Below are 14,734 nucleotides of genomic sequence, written 5' to 3'. Positions count from 1 at the left end.
CCCCGTGGCAGGGTCCATCCAGCAGATCTCCGTGCCGCGCACGGTCGCCGCCGTCGGGGAGCTCAGCCTCGCGGGCGAGATCCGCCCGGTGACCCAGTCGGCGCAGCGCCGGTCGGAAGCAGCGCGGCTCGGCTACGACCAGGTGGTCGACGATCGCTCGAAGACTCTGCGCGCGGCACTGAACGACGTGCGCGCCCGAAACACCACCCGGCGCAGCGACGCAGACATCCCGCCGTTCTGAGCGCGCGATCCCGCCGCAGCGCCGCCGGGTCTCAGGCGTCGAGCGCCTTGAGCAGCTCGTCGGGCGCGGCCTGCATCGGATGCGGCCCGGCGATGTCGAGGAAGACGGTGGTGATCGGGTGCGCGGCGAGGAACTTGCGCAGCCAGTCCGCGGTGTAGATCCCCACCCCCGGGGGCAGGTTCACCGGCTTGTTCTTGGCGTCGCTGAACAGCAGCAGCGCCAGATCGCCCGACTTCGGGTCGCGATAGGTCCAGACCTCTCCGCTGTCGAGCGGATTGTCGCGAGCACCGGGCTTCACGAGCGGCACGACCGTGGTGCCGTGGCGCAGAGCCAGAGCGACCGCAGCGATGTCCTGCTTCTCCAGCGCCTGAGCGAGGGCATCCGACCGGAAATCCTCGGGTGCGGGTGCGCTCTTCGCTGATCTCGACTTCTTCGCTGCCATGCATCCAGCATATTGAGCGGATGGCGATGCGCGTCCCGAAACGGGAGGAGAGATGGAAAGGGGCCCTCTCGAGTCATCCATTGGGGACTGGGGTACTCGAGAGGGCCCTCGGACCCTCGGGCGGCATGTCGAAGCGCTGGGGACGCTGTGCTCGACGCCACTGGGGATGGCATGCGCCGCAAGTCTGCGAGGGTCACTTCAATGGTATCCCAAAGAACGACCAGTGTCACCCGAAACTGAGTGCAGGACTGTATTCGAGACGTTTGGCCAGATTCGGCGTCAATAGAGCAGGATCTGCTTCGTGGTCGTGCCCTTGAAGCCACCGATCTCGACGGCGACGTGGTACGACGCTCCGCCGCCGGGTGCACGCGGACGATTCTCGTCGGCGCAGGTCTCGACGCTCGAGCGGGTGCGATCCCAGGTGACCGGCACCTTGCTCGTCACGGTCGCGCCGGCCGGAAGCGTGGCGACCATGCTGCTCGGATTCTCCTGGCAGTCGGTCGACGTCCACCAGACGTCGGATCCGCTCGACACCGTGAGCCTCTGGGTCGTCGACCCCACGTCGATCGCACAGTCGGTCGAACCGCGGTTGGTCAGCGAGATCGACAGCTGCGGCATGACCCCGGGGTCGTATGCGTCAGCATCGGTGACAGCAGCCACCTCGACGTCTCTGGCTTCGCACGCGACGATCCCCGGAGTCTCCTCTGCCGACGACTCAGGCGCGGGCGACTCGGCTGCGGGCGACTCGCCCGCGGTGGGATCGGGTGTCGGCGACTCCGGCGCAGACGCCGATGCGCTGGGCGATGGCGTCGCCTCGGCGGCATTCGCCCACGGACGAGCCACGAGCAGCCATACCGCCACGCCGACGACCGCGACCACCAGAATCGCCGCGACGAGGGTCACCAATCTCCGGCGACGATATACGGCGGCGGAGTGACGAGGCATTAGTTCAGGTTAGTTGAGGCGCTTCAGCATCCTGGTGTTGCCGAGCGTGTTCGGCTTGACGTGCGCGAGATCGAGGAACTCCTCGACACCCGCGTCGCCGCTGCGCAGCAGCTGGGAGTACACGTCGGGGTCGACGACCTGTTCGCCGATGATCGAATAGCCGCGCCGGCCGAAGAAGTCGACTTCGAAGGTGAGGCAGAACAGTCGACTGAGGCCGAGCTCGCGCGCCTGCTCTTCGAGCGCGCCGACGATGGCACCGCCCACGCCATGGTGCAGCCAGTCACCGCGGACCATGAGGGTGCGCACCTCGCCGAGGTCCTCCCAGAACACGTGAAGCGCGCCGCATCCGATCAGCTCGCCGTCGGCTTCGGCGACGACGAACTCCTGCACCGCGCCATAGAGCACTGCCAGGTCTTTGCCGAGCAGGATGCGCTGCTCGACCATCGGCTGCAGCAGGTTGCGGATGCCGATGATGTCAGCGCTGCGCGCCGGCCGGACGATGTACTCGCTCACACGTCAAGCCTAGAACCCGTCACCTCCCGAGACCCTGAGCGGACGCGGAATGCCGGAGTGCTGGATCACCCGGACACGCAGAAGGGGGGGATGCCGCAGCATCCGCCCCTTCTGTGATCAGGTCACTCCCCGCTGGCGACCGCCAGGTCAGGGGTGCCGGAGATCGCTCCGCCGGTGTTCACGCCGACCGCGACCTTCTCGCCGCGGGGGCCGTGCTCGAAGAGGAACTCGCCGTCCTTCGAGTCGACCTTCACGTGGTCGCCCGGGTTGAGCTCGCCGTGCAGGATCTTCTCGGACAGACGGTCCTCGACCTCGTGCTGCATCGCGCGACGCAGGGGGCGGGCACCGAGTGCCGGGTCGAACCCGATCTCGATGAGACGCTCCTTGGCGGCCTGAGACAGCTCGATCGTCATGTCGCGGTCGAGCAGACGCTCGCCGAGGCGCTTGGTGAACAGATCGACGATCTGCACGAGCTCCTCCTTCGACAGCTGCGGGAACACGATGATGTCGTCGACGCGGTTGAGGAACTCGGGCTTGAAGTTGCGCTTGAGCTCTTCGTTGACCTTGCCCTTCATCCGCTCGTAGTTCGTCGAGTTGACGCCCTCGATCTGGAATCCGACCGGACCACCGGCGATGTCACGAGCACCGAGGTTGGTGGTCATGATGATGACGGTGTTCTTGAAGTCGATCACGCGGCCCTGACCATCAGTCAGTCGACCCTCTTCGAGGATCTGCAGCAGCGAGTTGAAGATGTCCGGGTGGGCCTTCTCGATCTCGTCGAACAGCACCACGCTGAACGGCTTGCGGCGCACCTTCTCGGTGAGCTGGCCGCCCTCTTCGAATCCGACGAATCCGGGAGGGGCACCGAACAGACGCGAGACGGTGTGCTTCTCACCGAACTCGCTCATGTCGAGCGAGATGAGAGCAGCTTCGTCGTCGAACAGGAACTCGGCGAGCGCCTTGGCCAGCTCGGTCTTTCCGACGCCCGTGGGGCCGGCGAAGATGAACGAACCGGAGGGACGCTTCGGGTCCTTGAGGCCGGCACGCTGACGCCGGATCGTCTTGGAGAGCGCCGCGATGGCCTCCTCCTGACCGATGACGCGCTGGTGCAGTGCCTTCTCCATGAAGACGAGTCGCGAGGACTCCTCTTCCGTCAGCTTGAAGACCGGGATGCCGGTGGCCTGTGCGAGCACCTCGGCGATCAGGCCCTCGTCGACGACCGCCTGGGTCGCGACGTCACCCGAACGCCACTGCTTCTCGAGGCGCAGGCGCTCGGCGAGGAGGCTCTTCTCCTCGTCGCGCAGCGATGCGGCCTTCTCGAAGTCCTGGTCCTCGGACGCGACTTCCTTCTGCTCGCGCACCTTGGCGATCTTCTCGTCGAACTCGCGCAGCTCGGGCGGGCTCGACAGGATGCTGAGGCGCAGGCGTGCACCCGCCTCGTCGATCAGGTCGATGGCCTTGTCGGGCAGGAACCGGTCGGAGACATAGCGGTCGGCGAGGTTCGATGCCGCGACGATCGCGCCGTCGGTGATCTGCACCTTGTGGTGCGCTTCGTACCGGTCGCGGAGTCCCTTGAGGATGTTGATCGTGTGAGGGAGGCTCGGCTCGTTCACCTGGATCGACTGGAAGCGACGCTCGAGAGCGGCATCCTTCTCGAAGTGCTTGCGGTACTCGTCGAGCGTGGTGGCACCGATGGTCTGGAGCTCTCCACGAGCGAGGAGGGGCTTCAGGATGCTGGCCGCGTCGATCGCGCCCTCGGCGGCACCCGCACCCACGAGGGTGTGGATCTCGTCGATGAAGACGATGATGTCGCCGCGCGTGCGGATCTCCTTGGTGACCTTCTTCAGGCGCTCCTCGAAGTCACCGCGGTAGCGGGAGCCGGCGATGAGAGAGCCGAGGTCGAGCGAGTAGAGCTGCTTGTCCTTCAGCGTCTCGGGCACATCGCCCTTGACGATCGCCTGGGCGAGGCCCTCGACGACGGCGGTCTTGCCGACGCCGGGCTCACCGATCAGCACGGGGTTGTTCTTGGAGCGGCGAGACAGGATCTGCATGACCCGCTCGATCTCCTTCTCGCGCCCGATGACCGGGTCGAGCTTGTTGTCGCGCGCGGCCTGCGTCAGGTTGCGACCGAACTGGTCGAGCACCTGCGAGCCGCCCTGGGCGCTCGGGGTGTCGTTCGACTGCGCGCCGACGGCTGCCGGCTCGCGTCCGGGAGCACCCGACAGGAGCTGGATGACCTGCTGGCGGACCTTGTTGAGGTCGGCGCCGAGCTTGACGAGCACCTGGGCTGCGACACCCTCGCCCTCGCGGATGAGGCCGAGCAGGATGTGCTCGGTTCCGATGTAGTTGTGGCCGAGCTGCAGAGCCTCACGGAGGCTGAGCTCGAGCACCTTCTTGGCGCGCGGCGTGAACGGGATGTGACCGGTGGGCTGCTGCTGGCCCTGACCGATGATGTCCTGCACCTGCTCGCGGACGGCGTCAAGGGAGATACCGAGGCTTTCGAGCGCCTTGGCTGCGACACCCTCACCCTCGTGGATGAGGCCGAGCAGGATGTGCTCAGTGCCGATGTAGTTGTGGTTGAGCATCTTCGCCTCTTCTTGGGCGAGGACGACCACTCGACGGGCTCGGTCCGTGAATCTCTCGAACATGCTGTGACTCCTTATTCGCACGGGGCGAAGCGCTGAGTCCTCGACGGGTCTCCGCGCCTGTACATCGAGAGTAACCACCGTGCGGATGCTGTATGCCCGTGTTCGCCGTCGGCATAGCGCCGTGACGGTCGGTGACGGCGCTCTCGTGCGGCTGGGGTTGACTCACTTATCGACAGTCGTTATGTTAACGATTATCGGTAATAACGACTCTCGATAAGGAGTGGATGATGACCTCGACGAAAGACCGCACGATCTCTCGCGGTGACTCCGGCGCCCTGATCGGCTTCTGCATCGCGGGAGCCCTGATCGCCGCCTACATCACGGTGTTCTCGATCATCCGGATCATCGAACTCGCCCGGGGCGTCGATGTGCCGGTGCTGATCGAGTTCGCCCCGGATGCGTCCGCCGTCGACCTGCCGCTCTCGACCGGAGGCAGCGTGGCCGTGGGGCTCGACAGCGGCACGATCATCGCTCCTCAGCTGCCGGCGATCGCCGCGGTGCCGGGCATCATCGGCCAGGTGCTGCAGATCATCACGATCCTGGTCGTGATCGGATGCCTGATCCTGCTCGCGCGCAGCACCGTCAGCGGCCGCATCTTCGGCCGCGGTCGCACAGCCCTCGTGGCCACAGCCGGCATCACCGGACTCCTCGGCTTCGCGTCGGTGCGCTTCTTCGACAACATGCTCGCGAACGCCACCGCCGCGCGGATCACCGACAACGGCATCGACAACGCCGTGATGAGCGTCGAGCCCTTCACCTTCATCCTCGGGGCGTTCGTCATCGCCCTCATCTGCACGGTGTTCTCCATCGGCGACCGCCTGCAGCGCGACACGGACGGGCTCGTCTGATGAGCATCGTGACCGCGACACGTTCCCAGACCGCCGATGCGATCACCGTGATCCTCTTCGGCGCCGCCGCTCTGGTGGTGACGGCGATCAGCACCGTCCTGCGCGTGCTCGGAACCTTCCGAGACCAGGGCATCGCGTGGTCCATCCCTATCGACGAGCAGCCGATCGACGCGACCGTCGGCTCAGGAGCCGCGTCGATCGAGGGGATCGCTCAGGAGGCGATGGTGTTCGCCACCGGAGTGGATGCCGCCGCGACCGCAGCGATCATCGGCTCGCTCGTGCTGTGGGCGCTCGCCCCGTTGATCGTCATCGTCGGCGTGATGCTCGTCGCCTGGAACTTCCTCCGCGGACGCTTCTTCGTGCGGAGCAACGCGCGGGCCTTCGACGCGATCGGCTGGACTCTCGTACTCGCTCCGATGTTCATCGTGCTGCTCGAGAAGCAGGGGCTGAACGGGGTGTCCGCTGCGCTGGGCCTCGGCTCCGGCGAGCCCGTGCATCCGATCGAGTTCTGGTCGATCGTCCCGATCTTCGCGACCGGCGTCGCGGTGGGACTGATCGCGGCAGCGTTCCGGCAGGGCATCCGCCTGCAGCGCACGAACGCGGCCCTCGAGGACGAGACGAGGGGACTCGTATGACCCCGGCCGAGAACGACGACGAACTCACCGGCATCCACTGCCGCCTCGACGAGCTGCTCGCGGAGCGCGGCATGACTCTGACCGAGCTGAGCGCGCGCGTCGGCGTGAGCATCGTCAACCTGTCGGTGCTGAAGAACGACCGGGCGCGAGCGATCAGGTACTCGACGTTGCGGGCGATCTGCGACGCCCTCGGATGCGAGGTCGGCGACCTGCTGGTGCTGGCGTAGGTCAGGCCTGCGGCGGCTGCGGGGCCTGCGGCGGTTGCGGCGGCTGCGCGACCGGCGCGAGAGGTTCGACGACCACGGCGGTGCCGTAGGCGCATATCTCGGTGAAGTTCTGGATCGACCCGGCATCGAAGCGCATCGCGACGATCGCATTGCCACCGCGCTGCTGCGCCTCGGCCCACATGCGGCCCATCACGACCTGCCGCGCCTCGTACATCACTTGCGTGTATTCGGGGATCTCGCCGCCGCCGAGCGAGCGGAACCCGGCGGCGAAACCCTGCCCGAAGTCGGTCGATCGCACCGTCAGACCCATGACCTCGCCCAGCACCTGGGTGATGCGGTAGCCGGGGATGTCGTTCGTGGTCACCATGAACATGAGGCCATCGTGGCAGAACACAGCCGACGCGACCAGGCTGCATCACGAAGACCGCGCCCGGCGCAACCCCTGCTATGAAATTTCTGTGTGTCGATAGCGTCGACCGCATGAACCTCAACGACCGGAACCTGCGCACACCCTCCCGCATCCTCATGGCCCTGCCCATTGCCGCACTCGCCTTCTCTCTCGCCGCCTGCGGTGGCACGTCGCGTCCAGCGGTGGACGACGTCGCAGACGGCATCCAGAAGGTCTACGAAGACCAGGGGCTCGGCGACGCCGTGACCGACGACGTCGCGACCTGCTTCGCCGAGGCGCTCGTCGACTCCGACCTGAGCAACGAGACCCTCACCTACATCGCCAACGGCGAGGACAAGCAGTCGAGCGAAGAGGACAAGGCTCTGACCACGCAGATCCTGACCGACAACCTCGAGAAGTGCGCGGCCTGACCCGCCGGGTCGCCTGACGAAGGATGACGGATGCCGCGGCATCCGTCATCCTTCGTCATCTCAGCCTCGGAATTCACTCGCCCTCATAGCGTTGGGCGTTATAGCGCGCACACGGCGCGCACCGATTCTGGAGTCCCCAATCCAATGAGCACCACCGCCCGCCCCACGAAGGCGCCTGACACCCGCGGTCCCGTCCGGAAGCTGCTGACCTCGTTCGGCTTCCAGATCCTCGCGGCCCTCGTCCTCGGCATCGCCGCCGGCCTGATCGCCCGCCAGCTGGGCGCCACCGCCGACAGCCCGAACGGCCTCTCGGCCACCCTCGACACGATCGGCAGCTCGTACGTGACACTGCTGCGCGCCGCCGTCGTGCCGCTGATCTTCACCGCGATCGTCGCCAGCATCTCGAATCTGCGCCGAGTGCAGAACGCCGCGCGCCTCGCGGGCCAGACCCTGCTGTGGTTCGCGATCACCGCATTCATCGCCGTGATCATCGGAATCACGCTCGGCCTGGTCATCCAGCCGGGAAACCGCGCCGGTGAGGGCCTGGAGCCCGGCGACCCGTACACGGTAGGCACGTGGTGGAACTTCCTGCTGGGTCTGATCCCGCAGAACTTCCTCGGGCTCAGCGTCAGCACGAACCCGGGAGCCACCGACGGCACGTTCTCGTCGAGCGTGAACTTCAACATCCTGCAGGTCATCGTGATCGCGGTCGCCGTCGGCATCGCCGCTCTCAAGGCCGGCAAGAAGGCCGAGCCGTTCCTCGCGTTCACCGAATCGCTTCTGAAGGTCATCCAGCGCGTGCTGTGGTGGATCATCCGCATCGCCCCGCTCGGCACGTTCGGCCTCATCGGCGCCGCGGTGGTCAAATACGGCTGGGAGAAGCTGGCGTCGCTCGGCTGGTTCGCGATCGCCGTCTACGTCGGCCTGGCTCTCGTGCTCTTCGCCGTCTACCCGATCCTGGTGAAGACGCACGGACTCTCGATCAAGCAGTACTTCTCGGGCGTCTGGCCCGCCGTGCAGCTGGCGTTCGTCAGCCGCTCGTCGATCGGCACCCTGCCCCTCACCGAGCGCGTGACCGAGCGCAACCTCGGCGTGCCCCGCTCGTACGCCTCGTTCGCCGTGCCGTTCGGTGCGACCACGAAGATGGACGGCTGCGCCGCGATCTACCCCGCCATCGCCGCGATCTTCGTCGCACAGTTCTTCGGCATCGAACTGAACCTCGTGCAGTACCTGCTGATCGTGCTCGTCTCGGTCGTCGGCTCCGCCGCCACCGCCGGCACCACGGGTGCGACCGTCATGCTCACGCTGACGCTGTCGACGCTGGGCCTGCCGCTCGAGGGCGTCGGACTGCTGCTCGCCATCGACCCGATCCTCGACATGGGCCGCACCGCGGTCAACGTCGCGGGCCAGGCGCTCGTGCCGACCATCGTCGCGAAGCGCGAGGGCATCCTCGACGAGGAGCTCTACAACGCACCGCGCGAGGGCCTGCCGTTCGCCGACGACTCGGCCGACGACGAGGCACCCGAGGCGGATGCCGCAGCATCCGAGAAGGAGCCGGCCGGCACCCGCTGACCCTTCGCCGCACAGATCGAGCGCCTCGCCCACTCAGGGGCGGGGCGCTCGTCTGTCTCCCGCTATGCGCGACCCTGCAGACGCGTGGCGGCGCGGGTGTCGAGGGCGAGCTCCTCGGCATCCATCGCGGCCATCAGCTCGCGCATGACCTCCTCGTCGAGGTTGCCGGCGTCTCGCTCTGCGAGCAGGATGTCACGGCGCACCTGCAGCCACCCGCGGGTGAGCGCTGCGAGGTCTTCGTACGAGGGGCGGGTCACCGCCTCCTCGACCTCCTGCGCCTCGTCTGCGGCCTTCTCGACCCTGGTCATGCGCTTGGTGAAGGCATCGAAGACGCCGATGTCGACGCTGCCGTACTTGTCGACCCACTCGTCGCGCTTCTCGGCGAGGAAGGCCTTGCCCGCCTCGCGGCTCTTGGCCTTGACGTCGGCGATCGCGCGCTCGTCCTCTTCGTCATCGACGTCGCTGGCGATGCCGAGACTGCGGATCAGCAGCGGCAGGGTCAGGCCCTGCAGCAGCAGCGTGCCGAGGGTCACGACGTAGGCGACGACGACGATCGCGTGCGACGGCTCGGTGTCGAGAGCAGCGAGATCGGCTGCGGCGAGCGCGGTCGCCAGCGTCACCACACCGCGCATGCCCGCCCACGAGATGACGGCGTTGTCCTTCCAGGTCAGCTGCAGCCCTGCCATGCGGTCGCGCACGATCTTGGAGCGCAGCTCTTCTGCGCTGTACTGCTTCCAGCGCTTCGAGTCGCGGCGGCGGTCGTCGAAGGCTCCGGATTCGACCGTTCGATCCCAGCGTTCCAACCGTTTGCGGTCTTGGAAGTTCGCCCAGAGATTCGTCGGGTACACGTAGAGCGGCCGCACGAGCAGGACGACGAGCAGCACGACACCCGACAGCATCAGGATGCGACCGACCTCCTCGCCGCCGAGGTCGCTGAGCACGCGCGGGAACTGCAGGCCGATGTAGGCGAACACGAAGCTCTCGAGCAGCAGGTCGGCCGACAGCCAGAGGGGCGCCTCCTGCTGACGGGTCGTGTAGTCGGTGCGAGGCGAGTTGTATCCGACATACAGACCCATCGCGACGACCGCGAGCACGCCCGAGCCGAGCAGGTGCTCGGCGATCGCATATGCACCGAACGGGGCGAGCAGCCCGAACGTGCCGATCACGACCGGGTCGCTGATGCGCATGCGCAGCTGGTGCAGCACGATGCCGAAGACGAGTCCGACCGCGACGCCGACGCCGACCGCGAGCAGGAACTGCCAGATGCCGTCCCAGACGGTCAGGGTCGCCCCGGCGATGATCGCCGCGAACACGCGATAGAGAGTCAGCGAGGTCGCATCGTTGATCAGGCTCTCTCCCGACAGCACCGTCATGATGCGCCGCGGAAGCCCGAGCTTGCGGCCGATGGCCGCGGCCGAGACGGCATCGGGCGGTGCCACGATGGCGCCGAGCAGCAGCGCGCCCGGCAGGGTCAGCGACGGCAGGATCCACCACGCCACCAGCCCCACGGCGACAGCCGTGAGCAGCACGAGGGTGACGCCGAGTCGCCGGATCTGCGGCAGGCTGCGCTTGAAGCCCACGAACGACACGTCGAGCGCCGCCGAATACAGCAGCGGCGGCAGCACGAGGTTCAGCAGCAGGTGCCCGTCGATCTCGACCTCGGGAACGAACGGCAGGAAGGATGCCGCGAGCGCGACCACCGTGACCAGCAGCGGAGCCGGCCACCCGCGCCATCGGGCGATCGCCGCCACGACCACAGCACCGACGAGCACGTAGAAGATCTCGGCATCCATGCCCCTAAAGTACTGCCCTGCCACGCCGCCGCCGGGCGGTTCCGACGGGGTCGGGCGGTTCCGACGTGGTCAGGGACGCTCGTCCGCGAGTTCGTCGCGGAGTCCCGCGTTCTCGTCCTCCAGGTCGAGGACTCGTCGGATGCCGACGATGTTGATGCCCTCGACACGCAGGCCCGTCACCCGACGGATGCGGGCGAGATCGTCGTCGCTGTATCGGCGCGTGCCTCCGTCGCTGCGCGCAGGCGTGACCAGGCCCTTCGCCTCGAAGAGCCGCAGACTCGCTTCGGGGACGCCGCTGAGCTGGGCGGCGACGGCGATGCCGTACACCGGCATGCTCGGATCACGGTCATCCATCGGCAGCTCCTTCTCGTGGCACTTGCATTCTATTCGATGTTGTTCTATAACAAATCTATAGCAACGGATGCAGATAATCTGCATCCACAACGCCCACCCGGGCCACACGAAAGGAGACACTCATGGCCATGTCCTTCGATCCGTTCAGTCAGCTCGACCGCTTCGCTGCGAGCGTGCTGGACTCCGTCCGCGCACCGCGTCTCATGCCGGTGGACCTCTACCGCGACGGCGACAGGTACGTCCTGCATGCCGATCTTCCCGGCATCGATCCGGGGTCCATCGACGTCGACCTCGACGGCGGCCAGCTCACGATCCGCGCGCAGCGCACGGCCGACGGTCGCGAAGGCGTCCGCTGGCTCGCCCGCGAACGCGGAGCAGGCTCGTTCCTCCGTCAGTTCTCGCTCGGCGACGGAGTGGACCTCGACGCGATCAGCGCCTCGTACGAGAGCGGCGTGCTCTCGGTGATCATCCCCGTCAGCGAGAGGGCGAAGCCGCGCAAGATCGAGGTCGAGTCGAGCGACAGCCGACAGTCGATCGGTGCCTGACAGCACGGGGGCCGGGGCGCACCCGGCCCCCGCTTCCTCCTCTGGAAAGGACGACCCATGCACGACTCCGCTGCACTCGACCGCTTCCTGCGCGGGATGGAGTACCCGGCGACGCGCGACGACCTGTTGCGCGAAGCAGCCCGTGACGGTCTCGGCTCCGACGATAGAGCGGTGCTCGCTCGGCTTCCCGAGCAGAGCTTCAGCGCGGCCTGGCACATCCGCTACCACCTCGCGCGCCACGCTCTGGCCGAGGAGTTCTCGCCGTCGGCATCCTCCGCCCTCGCCACAGCGTGACGACCCACCGGCGACGATGGGGCGGGCGGGAATTCCCCGCCCGCCCCCGCCGTTGCATTCGGGGATGACTTCCACCGCGCTCTCCGTCCTCGACCTCGTCCCCGTTCGCACCGGCCAGACCAGTGCCGAGGCGATCTCCTCCTCCCTCGATCTCGCCGCGACCGCTGACCGCCTCGGCTATCGCCGCTACTGGTTCGCCGAGCACCACAACATGCCGGCCGTGGCGTCCACCACTCCCCCGGTGCTGATCGCCGCCGCCGCGATGCGTACGACGAAGATCCGTCTGGGATCGGGCGGCGTCATGCTGCCCAACCACGCCCCGCTCATCGTCGCCGAGCAGTTCGCCGCGCTCGAGGCGATCGCGCCAGGACGCATCGACCTCGGCCTCGGCCGCGCCCCCGGCAGCGACCCGGTCATCACTCAGCTGCTGCGCGGATCGGGCACGACGAGCGACGTCGAGCAGTTCCCCCGCAACGTGCAGGACATCGCTGCGCTTCTCTCGAGCGACGGCGCCTCCGTGCGCTTCACGTCGGGTGGCGAGTACACGGTGCACGCGACGCCCGCCGCCGGCGGAAGCCCCGAGGTCTGGCTGCTCGGGTCGAGCGACTACTCGGCGCAGCTCGCCGCATCGCACGGGCTGCCCTATGTCTTCGCGAACCACTTCTCGGGCCAGGGTCTCGAACGCGCACTCGACCTCTACCGCACCGGCTACCAGCCGAGCGAGGAGCACCCCGAGCCCCGCACGTTCCTCACGGTCAACGTCGTCGCCTCGCCGACGCAGGAGGAGGCCGAGGCCCGTGCCCTGCCGCAGCTGCGCATGATGTCGCGGCTGCGGCTGAACAAGCCGCTCATCGCGCTCGAGACCGTCGAAGAGGCGCTCGCCGCCGAGTCGGATCCCGCGACCGACCAGGTCGTCGAAGCAGCCCGCTCGCGGTGGTTCGTCGGCACGGGAGAGTCCGTCGCCGAAGAGGTGCGTGCGTTCGCGACGAAGTACGGCGTCGACGAGGTCATGCTCTCGCCCGTCGCCGGGGCCTACGAGTCCGAGCCGCGCGCCGCCGCCGCCGGCCGCGCGCAGACGCTCGAGCTCATCGCCGCCGCTCTCTAGTCGCGGTCCCCGCGCGTCCCGCCCGCGGGCATGGATGGTCAAAAGCGCACGCCTGAGGGCCGCGTGGGATGCGTTTTTGACCACGCTCCTCCGCACCGATGCTCTTTCGACCATCCATCGGCGCACGGGCGACCTCGCTGACGCGACGACGGCCTGAATAACTCCTCCACCACTGCGGCGGGTGAGACCGACTTATGCACAGCTCCCGGCCCGCAACGCGCAGCTCTCCGAATGGCGCTTCCCGGACGCGGATGCTGGGGAGATGCGTCGTCGATCTGTGCTGCCGCCCACACTCGGAGCCACCTTCACCGTTCGAGCGGCAGCGGCAGCGGGGGTGGGACGCGGACGTGCGGCAGCCGCCGACCTGCACCGCCCCTTCCACGGTGTGCGATCGCTCACGCCTCACACGACACCTCTGCACAGAGTGTTCGCGCTCGCCTCGCGACTGAGACCGGGACAGCTGATCGGGGGCGCGACCGCGATGCGCGTGTGGGGCTATCCCGTTCCGGGCTCGTGGAAGGTCACCGACGACATCGACGTCGTCGTGGCGACGGATGCCGTCCGGCCGCGCACGCGGGGTGTGAGGAGTCGAAGGCTCGCAACCGGCAGAGCACAGCTGTGGTGGATCGGCCGCGTCCCCGTCGTCGACCCTCTGACCGCCCTCTTCCTCTGCGTCGCGTCGTTCACCGACGACGAGCTCGTGGTGGCCCTCGACGCTCTCGTCACGACCGCAGACAACTACCCGGGGCTGCGCGCCGACCGACCCCTGCACACGGTCGAGGAGATCGATCAACGCCTGCGCCACTGGGGGCGCTTCGCCGGGTGCGCGCGCGTGCGAGCTGCGCTGCCCGCGGTGCGGGCGTCCGTCGAGTCCCCGAAGGAGACCGAGACGCGTCTGCTGCTCGTCGCGGCAGGCCTTCCCGAGCCCGTTGTCCAGCACGAGATCCGTCGCGACGGCGTGATCATCGCGAGAAGCGACCTCGCGTATCCCGAGCTCCGAATCGCCGTCGAATACGAGGGCGACGGACACCGAACCGACCGCGACCAGTGGCGCCGTGACATTCAGCGGCAGCGAGAACTCGAGGACATCGGCTGGATCGTCATCCGAGTGACGCAACTCGACCTCGACGACGGAGGACGGATGCTGCTCGAACGCATCCGCCGTGCGATCGCGTCTCGCTCCTGACATCGCCCCCCGCCCCTGCGCCCGTGCCCGCGCCCGCCCCTGCACCCGTGCCTGCGCCCGTGCCTGCGCCCGTGCCTGCGCCTGCCCACCGCTCTCCTCACGTGCGCACGACCGCCCCCACGACCGACGCGCTGAGTGGTCAATAACGCATCCCCACCGGCCCGTAGCCGTGCCTTTTCGACCACCCACCGACTGAACGCTGCGCTTTTGACCACGCGCCGCCGCACCGGCGCCCGCGCACCCTCCGACAGGGGCTGGTATTCCGGTGCGCCGGGGCGTACCCTCACCAGCAACGGAAGGGGTTCGATGATGAGCACGACCAAGACTCTGGCCCTCTGGGTGGCGTACGGCACGAACGGAGTCGTCGGCAGCATCCGACACGATGACGGGGGATACACCGTCGTCATGGCCGGAGCGGATGCCGCGACGGGCACGTATCCGACCCTGGAATCGGCCAAGGGTGCGCTGCATTCGCACATGCTGCCGGGCAGCGGCTGGCCGATGTTCCGCGAGCACTGACTCGAGAGCGCTGACACGAGAACGGGGAAACAAGGGGAAGAGGGGCGA

General features: G+C 67.7%; 17 protein-coding genes and 1 pseudogene. 11 read left to right on the top strand and 7 right to left on the bottom strand.

Features of this window, described 5'->3' with window-relative positions; genetic code table 11:
* Positions 1-241 (top strand): annotated as a pseudogene (locus OPU70_RS15490) (DNA repair protein RadA); the annotation flags it as partial.
* Between the two features lie 31 nt (positions 242-272).
* On the opposite strand, the gene OPU70_RS15485 reads toward OPU70_RS15490, so the two are convergent.
* From OPU70_RS15485 to OPU70_RS15470, 4 genes are all read right to left on the bottom strand, one after another.
* Complete coding sequence (locus OPU70_RS15485) at positions 273-683, bottom strand: dehydrogenase (protein ID WP_498558189.1); 411 nt, start codon at positions 681-683, stop codon at positions 273-275.
* Between the two features lie 279 nt (positions 684-962).
* Positions 963-1,628 (bottom strand): hypothetical protein, encoded by a 666-nt coding sequence (locus OPU70_RS15480; RefSeq protein ID WP_079113548.1) that lies wholly within the window; start codon positions 1,626-1,628, stop codon positions 963-965.
* A gap of 9 nt (positions 1,629-1,637) precedes the next feature.
* On the bottom strand, positions 1,638-2,141 hold the full coding sequence (locus tag OPU70_RS15475) for an amino-acid N-acetyltransferase (protein ID WP_079113549.1): 504 nt from the start codon (positions 2,139-2,141) through the stop codon (positions 1,638-1,640).
* 122 nt (positions 2,142-2,263) lie between these two features.
* Positions 2,264-4,789 (bottom strand): ATP-dependent Clp protease ATP-binding subunit, encoded by a 2,526-nt coding sequence (locus tag OPU70_RS15470; protein ID WP_042539926.1) that lies wholly within the window; start codon positions 4,787-4,789, stop codon positions 2,264-2,266.
* A 227-nt stretch (positions 4,790-5,016) separates the two neighbouring features.
* Here OPU70_RS15470 and OPU70_RS15465 point away from each other — a divergent pair, with 227 nt between their 5' ends.
* The 3 genes from OPU70_RS15465 to OPU70_RS15455 are packed head-to-tail and all read left to right on the top strand — an operon-like array spanning position 5,017 to position 6,499.
* On the top strand, positions 5,017-5,637 hold the full coding sequence (locus OPU70_RS15465; RefSeq protein ID WP_498558188.1) for a hypothetical protein: 621 nt from the start codon (positions 5,017-5,019) through the stop codon (positions 5,635-5,637).
* Entirely contained in the window at positions 5,637-6,272 is a 636-nt protein-coding gene (locus OPU70_RS15460; RefSeq protein WP_498558187.1) for a hypothetical protein, read from the top strand. The genes OPU70_RS15465 and OPU70_RS15460 overlap by 1 nt, the downstream gene beginning before the upstream one ends.
* Positions 6,269-6,499, top strand: a complete 231-nt coding sequence (locus OPU70_RS15455) for a helix-turn-helix domain-containing protein (RefSeq protein WP_042539919.1) — start codon at positions 6,269-6,271, stop codon at positions 6,497-6,499. The genes OPU70_RS15460 and OPU70_RS15455 overlap by 4 nt, the downstream gene beginning before the upstream one ends.
* A gap of 1 nt (position 6,500) precedes the next feature.
* Here the strand turns inward: OPU70_RS15455 and OPU70_RS15450 are convergent, their stop codons facing one another.
* Entirely contained in the window at positions 6,501-6,872 is a 372-nt protein-coding gene (locus tag OPU70_RS15450) for a YbjQ family protein (RefSeq protein ID WP_042539917.1), read from the bottom strand.
* 107 nt (positions 6,873-6,979) lie between these two features.
* Here OPU70_RS15450 and OPU70_RS15445 point away from each other — a divergent pair, with 107 nt between their 5' ends.
* A complete protein-coding gene (locus tag OPU70_RS15445) occupies positions 6,980-7,318 on the top strand; it encodes a hypothetical protein (RefSeq protein WP_056374211.1) in 339 nt (112 codons plus the stop codon).
* A 144-nt stretch (positions 7,319-7,462) separates the two neighbouring features.
* The gene (locus OPU70_RS15440) at positions 7,463-8,890 is read left to right on the top strand and encodes a dicarboxylate/amino acid:cation symporter (RefSeq protein ID WP_498558186.1); all 1,428 of its coding nucleotides are present in this window, start codon (positions 7,463-7,465) and stop codon (positions 8,888-8,890) included.
* A gap of 62 nt (positions 8,891-8,952) precedes the next feature.
* On the opposite strand, the gene OPU70_RS15435 is transcribed toward OPU70_RS15440, so the two are convergent.
* Positions 8,953-10,683, bottom strand: coding sequence for a cation:proton antiporter domain-containing protein (locus tag OPU70_RS15435; RefSeq protein WP_498558185.1), 1,731 nt, complete (start codon positions 10,681-10,683; stop codon positions 8,953-8,955).
* A 69-nt stretch (positions 10,684-10,752) separates the two neighbouring features.
* Positions 10,753-11,037, bottom strand: coding sequence for a MerR family transcriptional regulator (locus OPU70_RS15430; RefSeq protein ID WP_498558184.1), 285 nt, complete (start codon positions 11,035-11,037; stop codon positions 10,753-10,755).
* A gap of 122 nt (positions 11,038-11,159) precedes the next feature.
* Here OPU70_RS15430 and OPU70_RS15425 point away from each other — a divergent pair, with 122 nt between their 5' ends.
* The 5 genes from OPU70_RS15425 (at position 11,160) to OPU70_RS15405 (ending at position 14,686) form a co-directional block, all read left to right on the top strand.
* On the top strand, positions 11,160-11,582 hold the full coding sequence (locus tag OPU70_RS15425; RefSeq protein ID WP_498558183.1) for an Hsp20/alpha crystallin family protein: 423 nt from the start codon (positions 11,160-11,162) through the stop codon (positions 11,580-11,582).
* A gap of 57 nt (positions 11,583-11,639) precedes the next feature.
* The gene (locus OPU70_RS15420; RefSeq protein WP_498558182.1) at positions 11,640-11,876 is read left to right on the top strand and encodes a DUF2795 domain-containing protein; all 237 of its coding nucleotides are present in this window, start codon (positions 11,640-11,642) and stop codon (positions 11,874-11,876) included.
* 64 nt (positions 11,877-11,940) lie between these two features.
* Positions 11,941-12,981: an LLM class flavin-dependent oxidoreductase gene (locus tag OPU70_RS15415; RefSeq protein ID WP_498558181.1), complete on the top strand. Its 1,041-nt coding sequence runs from the start codon at positions 11,941-11,943 to the stop codon at positions 12,979-12,981.
* A 262-nt stretch (positions 12,982-13,243) separates the two neighbouring features.
* Entirely contained in the window at positions 13,244-14,167 is a 924-nt protein-coding gene (locus OPU70_RS15410; RefSeq protein ID WP_498558180.1) for an endonuclease domain-containing protein, read from the top strand.
* Positions 14,168-14,476: 309 nt separating this feature from the next.
* On the top strand, positions 14,477-14,686 hold the full coding sequence (locus OPU70_RS15405; protein ID WP_042540132.1) for a methyltransferase: 210 nt from the start codon (positions 14,477-14,479) through the stop codon (positions 14,684-14,686).
* Positions 14,687-14,734 lie beyond the last annotated feature (48 nt).

The sequence above is a fragment of the Microbacterium sp. SWDP-B6 genome (assembly GCF_059803615.1).
The sequence above is the reverse complement of the archived record's forward strand: the minus strand, read 5'-3'. Positions and strand labels throughout refer to the sequence as shown.

Coding starts and splice junctions, on each gene's coding strand:
- OPU70_RS15485 (WP_498558189.1), bottom strand. CDS start 683: ATGGCAGCGAAGAAGTCGAGATCAGCGAAGAGCGCACCCGCACCCGAG.
- OPU70_RS15480 (WP_079113548.1), bottom strand. CDS start 1,628: ATGCCTCGTCACTCCGCCGCCGTATATCGTCGCCGGAGATTGGTGACC.
- OPU70_RS15470 (WP_042539926.1), bottom strand. CDS start 4,789: ATGTTCGAGAGATTCACGGACCGAGCCCGTCGAGTGGTCGTCCTCGCC.
- OPU70_RS15465 (WP_498558188.1), top strand. CDS start 5,017: ATGACCTCGACGAAAGACCGCACGATCTCTCGCGGTGACTCCGGCGCC.
- OPU70_RS15460 (WP_498558187.1), top strand. CDS start 5,637: ATGAGCATCGTGACCGCGACACGTTCCCAGACCGCCGATGCGATCACC.
- OPU70_RS15455 (WP_042539919.1), top strand. CDS start 6,269: ATGACCCCGGCCGAGAACGACGACGAACTCACCGGCATCCACTGCCGC.
- OPU70_RS15450 (WP_042539917.1), bottom strand. CDS start 6,872: ATGTTCATGGTGACCACGAACGACATCCCCGGCTACCGCATCACCCAG.
- OPU70_RS15445 (WP_056374211.1), top strand. CDS start 6,980: ATGAACCTCAACGACCGGAACCTGCGCACACCCTCCCGCATCCTCATG.
- OPU70_RS15440 (WP_498558186.1), top strand. CDS start 7,463: ATGAGCACCACCGCCCGCCCCACGAAGGCGCCTGACACCCGCGGTCCC.
- OPU70_RS15435 (WP_498558185.1), bottom strand. CDS start 10,683: ATGGATGCCGAGATCTTCTACGTGCTCGTCGGTGCTGTGGTCGTGGCG.
- OPU70_RS15430 (WP_498558184.1), bottom strand. CDS start 11,037: ATGGATGACCGTGATCCGAGCATGCCGGTGTACGGCATCGCCGTCGCC.
- OPU70_RS15425 (WP_498558183.1), top strand. CDS start 11,160: ATGGCCATGTCCTTCGATCCGTTCAGTCAGCTCGACCGCTTCGCTGCG.
- OPU70_RS15420 (WP_498558182.1), top strand. CDS start 11,640: ATGCACGACTCCGCTGCACTCGACCGCTTCCTGCGCGGGATGGAGTAC.
- OPU70_RS15415 (WP_498558181.1), top strand. CDS start 11,941: ATGACTTCCACCGCGCTCTCCGTCCTCGACCTCGTCCCCGTTCGCACC.
- OPU70_RS15410 (WP_498558180.1), top strand. CDS start 13,244: ATGCGTCGTCGATCTGTGCTGCCGCCCACACTCGGAGCCACCTTCACC.
- OPU70_RS15405 (WP_042540132.1), top strand. CDS start 14,477: ATGAGCACGACCAAGACTCTGGCCCTCTGGGTGGCGTACGGCACGAAC.